The sequence below is a fragment of the Thiohalobacter sp. genome (assembly GCF_027000115.1).
Lineage (GTDB): Bacteria > Pseudomonadota > Gammaproteobacteria > Thiohalobacterales > Thiohalobacteraceae > JALTON01.
Window position 1 is genome coordinate 91,616 of sequence record NZ_JALTON010000061.1, and the last position, 7,244, is coordinate 98,859.

The 7,244-nt window shown below is 67.0% G+C and carries 8 protein-coding genes, 2 tRNA genes and 1 pseudogene; 8 read left to right on the forward strand and 3 right to left on the reverse strand.

All coding sequences use genetic code 11. The annotated features are described in order from the left end of the window. Position 1: 1 nt before the first annotated feature. Positions 2 to 649, reverse strand: a complete 648-nt coding sequence (locus MVF76_RS12895; RefSeq protein ID WP_297529784.1) for a protein-L-isoaspartate(D-aspartate) O-methyltransferase — start codon at positions 647 to 649, stop codon at positions 2 to 4. A 240-nt stretch (positions 650 to 889) separates the two neighbouring features. On the opposite strand from MVF76_RS12895, the gene MVF76_RS12900 reads away from it, so the two are divergent. The 5 genes from MVF76_RS12900 to MVF76_RS12920 all read left to right on the forward strand — a co-directional run bounded on the left by MVF76_RS12900 (position 890) and on the right by MVF76_RS12920 (position 4,538). Further along, positions 890 to 3,292 carry a Lon protease family protein gene (locus MVF76_RS12900; protein ID WP_297529786.1) on the forward strand — a complete coding sequence of 801 codons (2,403 nt, stop codon included), beginning with the start codon at positions 890 to 892 and terminating at the stop codon, positions 3,290 to 3,292. A gap of 40 nt (positions 3,293 to 3,332) precedes the next feature. Further along, positions 3,333 to 3,408: transfer RNA gene (locus MVF76_RS12905), tRNA-Ala, on the forward strand. 24 nt (positions 3,409 to 3,432) lie between these two features. After that, the gene (locus tag MVF76_RS12910) at positions 3,433 to 3,624 is read left to right on the forward strand and encodes a hypothetical protein (protein WP_297529788.1); all 192 of its coding nucleotides are present in this window, start codon (positions 3,433 to 3,435) and stop codon (positions 3,622 to 3,624) included. 6 nt (positions 3,625 to 3,630) lie between these two features. Then, positions 3,631 to 3,706, forward strand: a tRNA-Glu gene (locus MVF76_RS12915). A gap of 547 nt (positions 3,707 to 4,253) precedes the next feature. Next, positions 4,254 to 4,538 (forward strand): YcgL domain-containing protein, encoded by a 285-nt coding sequence (locus MVF76_RS12920; protein ID WP_297529790.1) that lies wholly within the window; start codon positions 4,254 to 4,256, stop codon positions 4,536 to 4,538. Between the two features lie 4 nt (positions 4,539 to 4,542). On the opposite strand, the gene MVF76_RS12925 is transcribed toward MVF76_RS12920, so the two are convergent. Continuing rightward, positions 4,543 to 5,136, reverse strand: a complete 594-nt coding sequence (locus MVF76_RS12925) for a CBS domain-containing protein (RefSeq protein ID WP_297529792.1) — start codon at positions 5,134 to 5,136, stop codon at positions 4,543 to 4,545. A 135-nt stretch (positions 5,137 to 5,271) separates the two neighbouring features. Here MVF76_RS12925 and MVF76_RS12930 point away from each other — a divergent pair, with 135 nt between their 5' ends. From MVF76_RS12930 to MVF76_RS12940, 3 genes are read left to right on the forward strand one after another with little or no spacing between them, the layout of a single operon-like run. Then, the gene (locus tag MVF76_RS12930) at positions 5,272 to 6,051 is read left to right on the forward strand and encodes a TatD family hydrolase (RefSeq protein ID WP_297529794.1); all 780 of its coding nucleotides are present in this window, start codon (positions 5,272 to 5,274) and stop codon (positions 6,049 to 6,051) included. Between the two features lie 40 nt (positions 6,052 to 6,091). Beyond that, the gene (locus MVF76_RS12935; RefSeq protein ID WP_297529796.1) at positions 6,092 to 6,760 is read left to right on the forward strand and encodes an energy-coupling factor ABC transporter permease; all 669 of its coding nucleotides are present in this window, start codon (positions 6,092 to 6,094) and stop codon (positions 6,758 to 6,760) included. Then, positions 6,757 to 7,116, forward strand: coding sequence for a thioredoxin family protein (locus MVF76_RS12940; RefSeq protein ID WP_297529798.1), 360 nt, complete (start codon positions 6,757 to 6,759; stop codon positions 7,114 to 7,116). Before MVF76_RS12935 ends, MVF76_RS12940 begins: the two co-directional genes overlap by 4 nt. Here MVF76_RS12940 and MVF76_RS12945 read toward each other — a convergent pair. Then, a pseudogene (locus tag MVF76_RS12945) lies at positions 7,113 to 7,244 on the reverse strand (IS481 family transposase); the annotation flags it as partial. The gene MVF76_RS12940 and the pseudogene MVF76_RS12945 overlap by 4 nt on opposite strands.

Here is a 7,244-nt window from a genome sequence, read left to right on the forward strand (position 1 = left end):
GTCAGTCGCGCTCGCCCGCAGGGCCGTGGGTGAGCGGCACGAACATCACCGGCAGCAGGGCGTGTTCCGTCAGCTGGCCATCCTCGCCCTTGTCGATGCGGGTCAGGACCTGGCCGAGGCCATCGCCCAGCGGCGCGATCAGCCGGCCTCCGGGCCGCAGCTGCTCGATCAGCGCCTCGGGTACGGCGGGCGCGGCGGCGGTGACCATGATGCGGTCGAAGGGCGCCGCCTCCGGCCAGCCGATGTGACCGTCTGCCACCCGCGTCCGGACATTGTCGAGCCCCAGCGCCGCCAGGCGCTTTGCCGCCTCGCGCGCCAGCGCCTCGATCACTTCCACCGAATAGACCTCGCCGGCCAGTCGGCCAAGGACGGCGGTCTGGTAGCCGGAGCCGGTGCCCACCTCCAGCACGCGATGCTCGGGACGGGGGTCGAGCAGCTGGGTCATGATGGCGACGATGTAGGGCTGGGATATGGTCTGGCCATTGCCGATGGGCAACGGCTGGTCGGCATAGGCGAGTGTCTTCAGCCCATCGGGGACGAAACGCTCGCGGGGCGTCCGGCGCAGCGCCTCGCGCACGGCGTCGGACAGGCCATCGAGACCGATGAGATCGCGGGTCTGCTTGATCTCCCGCTCGATGGTGTTCAGCATGGCATCCAACCCGCATCTTGCACCAGGGCGGAAGCGGGCGGCAGGCGAACTTGCTGTACTGGAAGGTGACGAGTCCGATTTCGTGGTCATAATTTATTCCACAATTTGTGCCCGCCCGCTTCCGCCCTGGTGCAAGATGCGGGCTGGATCATTCACGGCGGAGGCGGCCAGCGGCCGGATGATGGAAACAGTGAACAATATGCGGGCGGGATACGGTCAAATCAACGACGGCGGTGAACGATGAACAGTCACCCGGAAGCCCTGCCTGCCGAGGCGCTTGCGGCCTGCTGTGATCCGGCCAGCCTGGGCGTGCGGTCTACACGCGATCTGGAGCCGCTGGCCGTGTTCCCGGGGCAGTCGCGCGCCACTGGGGCCATCCGGCTGGCGCTGGAAGTGCGTGGTCCTGGCTACAACCTGTTCGTCATCGGCCAGCCCGGCTATGGCCGGCATACCGCAGTCATGCGCCTGCTGGAACAGGCCGCCGATCCTGCAGCCGATGCCGGCGACTGGCTCTACCTGCCGGATTTCGACGACCCCGACCGGCCCTGGGCCGTGCGGCTGGCGGGCGGGACCGGGCACGCGTTTCGGGGCGAGATCGCCGAGCTGCTGGAGACGCTGGAGCGCGAATTGAGTGCGGTGCTTGCCGGCGCCGACTTCCAGCAGCAGGTCGACGTGGCCCTGCGCCGTTTCGACCGGCAGCAACGTGAGGCCCTGTCCCGGTTCTCGCACGAGTGCGAGGCCGAAGGCCTGCGCCTGCTGCGCGAAGGCGACGACTACAGCATCGTCGCGGTACGGGATGGCCGCATCCTCGACACGGACGCCTTTGCCAGCCTGCCCGCGGAGGAGCGCGAGGCCATCGAGACGCGTATCGACGACTGGCTGCACCGGCTGCGTGCCTTCATGCGCACCGAGGTGCAGCAATGGCGCCAGCAGCGCGATCGGGCGATTGCGGAGGCACGCTCGCATGCCGCCCGCGCCCTGGTTGACCAGCTGATCGCACCGCTGCGCGCAAGGTACGAGGGCCGGCTGGCCGACTGGTTGGGGCGACTGGGTGAGGCGCTGGTGGCGGCGGTCGATGCCCAGCCCCTGTTCGCCGACGACGGCTCTCTGGCCGGCTACCGGCCGGAGGCGCAGGCCTTCCTGCCCAACGTGCTGGTGGCGCGACCGCAGCCCGGTACGCCGGTGGTGTACGAGGAGAGCCCCGCACCGGGGACCCTGCTCGGTCGCATCGACTACGGTAGCGAGCACGGGACCCTGGTGACCGATTTCTCCCGCATTCGCGCTGGTGCCCTGCACCGGGCCAATGGTGGCTGCCTGATCCTGGATGCGCGGCGTCTGGTCACCGAACCCACGGCCTGGGAGGGCCTCAAGCGCGCGCTCACTGCGGGCCAGATCCGCTTCGAACCGCCGTCCACGGGTCAGACCGCGACCCAGACCCTGGAACCGGAACCCATTCCGCTGGACGTGAAGGTGATCCTGATCGGCGACCGGGAACTGCACCGGCTGCTGCTGGAGGCCGATCCCGACCTCCGCGGGTTGTTCCGTGTGGTGGCGGACTTCGAGGAGACCCTGCCGCGCCAGCCCGACGCGCCCGGGCAGTACGCGCGGCTGATCGCGGGCATGGTGCGGCACCGTGGCGTGCGCCATGTCGCCGCCTCCGGTATCGCCGCGCTGATCGACGAGATGGCAAGGCTGGGCGCGGACGACCGCGGGCTGTCGCTGCACATGCTGAGTCTGGAGGAGCTGCTGGTCGAGGCCGATCGCCGGGCCGCGGCACGCGAGGCAGACCTGATCGAGGTCGAGGATGTCACAGCGGCACGCGCCGCCCGCGAGGCCCGCGGTGCCCGACTCGCCGAGCATCACTATCGCGACATCCAGGACGGCATCCTGCGGCTGGCGACGGAGGGCGCGGAAGTCGGTCAGGTCAACGCCCTGCCGGTGATCGAGTTCGACGGCATCGACTATGGCGTGCCGTCGCGGGTGAGTGCCACGGTACGGGTGGGCGAGGGAGACGTGCTGGACATCGAGCGCGAGGTCGAGCTGGGCGGCACCACCCATTCCAAGGGGGTGTTCATTCTGGCCAGCTACCTCGGCGGCCGTTTCGGCGTCGACCAGCCGCTGTCGCTGGAGGCGGCCATCACCTTCGAACAGTCCTATGGCCCGATCGAGGGTGACAGCGCCTCGCTGGCCGAACTGTGTGCGTTGCTGTCGGCCCTGAGCGGACTGGCGCTGGACCAGGGGCTGGGCGTCACCGGCTCGGTCGACCAGCACGGTCGGGTGCAGGCCGTGGGCGCGGTGAACGAGAAGATCGAGGGCTTCTTCGAGGTCTGTCGCCGCCGCGGCCTGAGCGGATGCCAGGGAGTGATCATTCCCGCCAGCAATCGCCAGACCCTGATGCTACGTGCATCCGTGCGCGAGGCGGTGGCGGCCGGCCGGTTCCGGGTGCTGTCGGTGACGCACGTGGACGCGGCAATGCAGGCGCTGACGGGGATCGAGGCGGGTGCCGCGGATGCCGACGGACGCTTTCCGCCCGACAGCGTGAACGGGCGCGTGCAGGCGCGGCTGGAGGCCTTTGCGCGGGCCCGCCACAGCCACGGCGACGAGGGCCGGGAAGGGGACTCCGGGCCGCGCGCGGGCGGTTGACAGATTCCGGGGCCTGGCGTAAAGTGCGCGCTTCTTTCGAGGGGCTATAGCTCAGCTGGGAGAGCGCTTGCATGGCATGCAAGAGGTCGGCGGTTCGATCCCGCCTAGCTCCACCAGATCACGAAAGGCGCTGACTGCCAATGCACCGCTTCGGGCGCTACGCAGTGATCCTGGGCATCCTGCTCACGGCCATGGGCCTGCTGACCGGATTCTCGGCACTGTTCCTGGACGCCGACAGCCTGGCCGTCAATCTGCTGATGCTGGTACCGCTGGGGTTTGCGGCACTGCTCACCGGGGTCGTGATCACGCAACTCAGCCGCTCCGACAACTAGGTTCCCGTCCCCTTCGTCTAGAGGCCTAGGACACCGCCCTTTCACGGCGGCGACAGGGGTTCGACTCCCCTAGGGGACGCCAATCGCGACGGGGTCCGCCAATCCGCGGGCCCCGTGGCTTCCAGCCCGCCTGACGACCCATTGACTGTCTCTTGATCACCCGGGTCGGCGATCCGTTGGAAAAAACGACCTGGCCGGCTGATTCTTGCATTCCCTCGCCGATTCTCGATCGTTCGCGGTCGCCCCTGTCCTCGTTGCTGTGCGGCCCGGCAGGCATGTTGTAGAATTCCGCCCTCGTTTCCGGGTCAGCCCGCATAGCCCGCATATTGCACCAGGGGCTGCGGATGATGGCGGATTTGCAGCCGGGCTCGGGGAGGGCTGGAACGAAAGCCGTAGCCGTCGCTACGGCTTGAGTGAAGCACCCCCGAGGCCGAGCGAAAATCCGCCAGGGCCGCAGCAGGACGCGGGCGGGCACAAATCGTACTCCGGGCCATGGGCAAAAAATCCGGTTCATTACGTACCAGGACAACAAGTTGGCTCCCGCCCGCTTCCGCCCTGGTGCAATATGCGGGATAGTGCACCCGGGCGGAAGCAGGCGGCGGGCGACACGGCCACTGGACGGTAACGGCATGTGGCCGGCAGTCCGGCTGCCCGCGGAGAAGACCATGCATTGTGTGATCTACAAGGGTCCGCGAAAGGCGGATACCTACCTGTATGTCGAGCGCGAGAACGACTTCGCGCGAGTTCCCGTCAGCCTGCTGGATCTGCTCGGACCCTTGCAGAAAGTGATGGATCTGGAGCTGTCAGCCGATCGCAGGCTCGCCCAGGCCGATGTCGACGAGGTCATGGCTGCGCTGCGCGAGCGGGGCTATTACCTGCAGCTGCCGCCCGGTGAAGAGTGCCCCGCCAACTGATCGTTCAGGACGCCAGTACCGCGCCGACTTCGGCGAAGGCGTTGGCGACCTCGCTGGTCTCGATGTCGATGCCAAGCTGGCGGCTGATCTGGGTGGTGGAGAACAGGCCACGGACCTTCTGGCGACCCTCCGGGTCGTGGTCGACCACCAGCGCATGCTGGCGGCCCATGCGTTTCAGGGTCTTGACGATGTCACCCACATTGGCCCGGGACACGTCCTCCATGTCCAGCACGTCCAGACGTGACTGGGGCGTCATGATGTCGCGAACGAAGATATCCTCGTAGCGACCGCCCACCTCCTGCAGGTATTTCATTGGCCGTTCGCCCTGCAGGTCGTTGAGGGTCACGATGCCGAGGATGGCATTGTTGTGGTCGATCACGAACAGCAGTCGCACGCCGCTGGCAATCATCTGCCGCTCGGCCTCCACCAGCGTCGCGCAGGGTCCCATGGAGATGGCGGCGACCTGCAGGAAGTCGGTCATCACGTCGCGGGCAGGATTGTTCAGGCCCACGTGTTCGGGCAGACGCTGAGGTGGGCGATGGAAGCTGGCCCCGGGTTCCAGGGCCTGGTGAGCGAGGGTGTGGTACTGACGCAGCATGGTTACCTCCCGGTGTTGTTCGGAGCCCGCCCGCATGACAGGGCGGGCTTGAGGTGTTTCTTCTATTGATAGACCATCGTTCGAAACAAGGACGCGCGACCGCTCGCAGGTCATAAGCTGGATCAATGAGGTGCCATGAGTCCCCTGTTCGACACGCATTGCCACATCGATGCCAAGGAATTCGATGCCGACCGGGCACAGGTGATCGCCGAGGCGCGTGCTGTTGGCGTAACGCGCATGCTCGTTCCCGGTGTGCTCGCCGACGGCTGGGATGCGCTGCAGTCCCTGTGCGCCTCGGAACCGGGGCTCTACCCGGCCTATGGCCTGCATCCGGTGTACTGTGACCGGCACCGGCTGGCTGACCTCGACCGGCTGGCCCGCCAGCTCGAGTCCGGGGCTCCGGTGGCCGTGGGCGAGATCGGGCTGGATTTCCAGATTCCCGCTGCCGACCGCGACGCCCAGATGCGATTGTTCGAGGCCCAGCTCGCCATGGCTCGCGATGCCGGCCTGCCGGTGGTGCTGCATGTGCGCAAGGCCCACGATGCAGTGCTCGACTGCCTGCGCCGAATCCGGGTACCGGGCGGTTTCGCACATGCCTTCAACGGCAGCGTGCAGCAGGCGGCGATCTACGAATCGCTCGGCTTCAGGCTGGGGTTCGGCGGCATGCTGACCTATGTGCGCTCCACCCGGCTGCGCAGGCTGGCGCGCGAGCTGCCGCTGGATCTGCTGGTGCTGGAAACCGATGCACCGGATCTCACCGTGGCCTCGCATCATGGCGAGCGCAACAGCCCGGCCTATCTGCCGGAATGCCTGGCCGCGCTGGCCGAGGTGAAGGACGAGGATCCGGCCGAGGTGGCCCGGATCACCACCGCCAACGCCTGTGCCGTGCTCGGGCTGGACTGTCCCGGGGACTGAATCAGGGTAGAATCGGGCCAGCGCCCCGAGAGACCCGAGCATGGATTTTCCACCCGGACTGCTTCCCGATGGCCTGGTCCGGGCCGCCAATCTGGTGGCCCTGGGCTGGCTGCTGCACGCCCTGCGCCGGGTGCCCTGGTCACGGCTGCTGAACGACAGTGGTTTCAGTCACGTGCTGTTCGGCGCCTGCGTGGCGCTGTTGGTACTGTGGAACCTGCGCGCCGGTATCCAGCCCGCGCTCAACTACCATCTGCTGGGCGCAACCACCCTGACCCTGATGGTCGGCTGGCCGCTGGCCAGTCTGGGCATGGCGGTCGTGGTGCTTGGCTCGGCGGTCAATCACGGTGAGGGCCTGGCGACCTTCGGCATCAATCTGCTGACCATGGGGCTGCTGCCCATCCTGCTCACCCAGAGCCTGTTGCAGTTTGCCCAGCGCCGGCTGCCGCACAACTTCTTTGTCTACGTCTACATCAACGCCTTTCTGGCCGGCGGCCTGGCCATGGTAACGGCAGGCGTGGCCGGGTCGCTGGTGCTGTGGGCCGCCGGCGTGCATGAGCCGGGCTGGCTGGCGGAGCGTTACCTGATCTATTTTCCCATGCTGTTCTTCTCCGAGGCACTGGCCAACGGCATGGTCACCACCATGCTGGTCGCGTTGCGCCCCGGCTGGGTGTGCAGTTTCGATGATGCCTTGTATATCGACGGAAAATGACAATTAAAAACAATCTTCAAGAGTTCATATTCAATGTCGATTATGAAGATTTCGAAGCACGGGTGATCGAAGCCTCGCGCACGCAGCCCGTACTCGTTGATCTGTGGGCCGAGTGGTGTGCACCCTGCCGGGTGATCGCGCCGACACTGGAACGGGTCATCGCCGAGCGCCTGCCCGCCCTGCGGCTGGCCAAGGTCGAGGTGGACGAGGGCGAAAACATGAAGCTCGCCGGCCATTACCGGGTGCGCGGCTTTCCGACCCTGCTGCTGTTCGCCGGTGGTGAGGAGCGGGCGCGCTTCAGCGGCAACCGGCCGCGGCACTTCATCCACGAGTGGCTCGACAGGCACCTGGGCTAGTTGTGTAAACCCACCAGGTTGTTCACAGCTGGCAGCCGGCTGATGGGCGGGTGGTAGTCCAGGCTAGCATGAGGGCGATGCCAGTTGTACTGGTGGAGCCAGCGGGGGAGATGGCTCGCCCGCTGTTC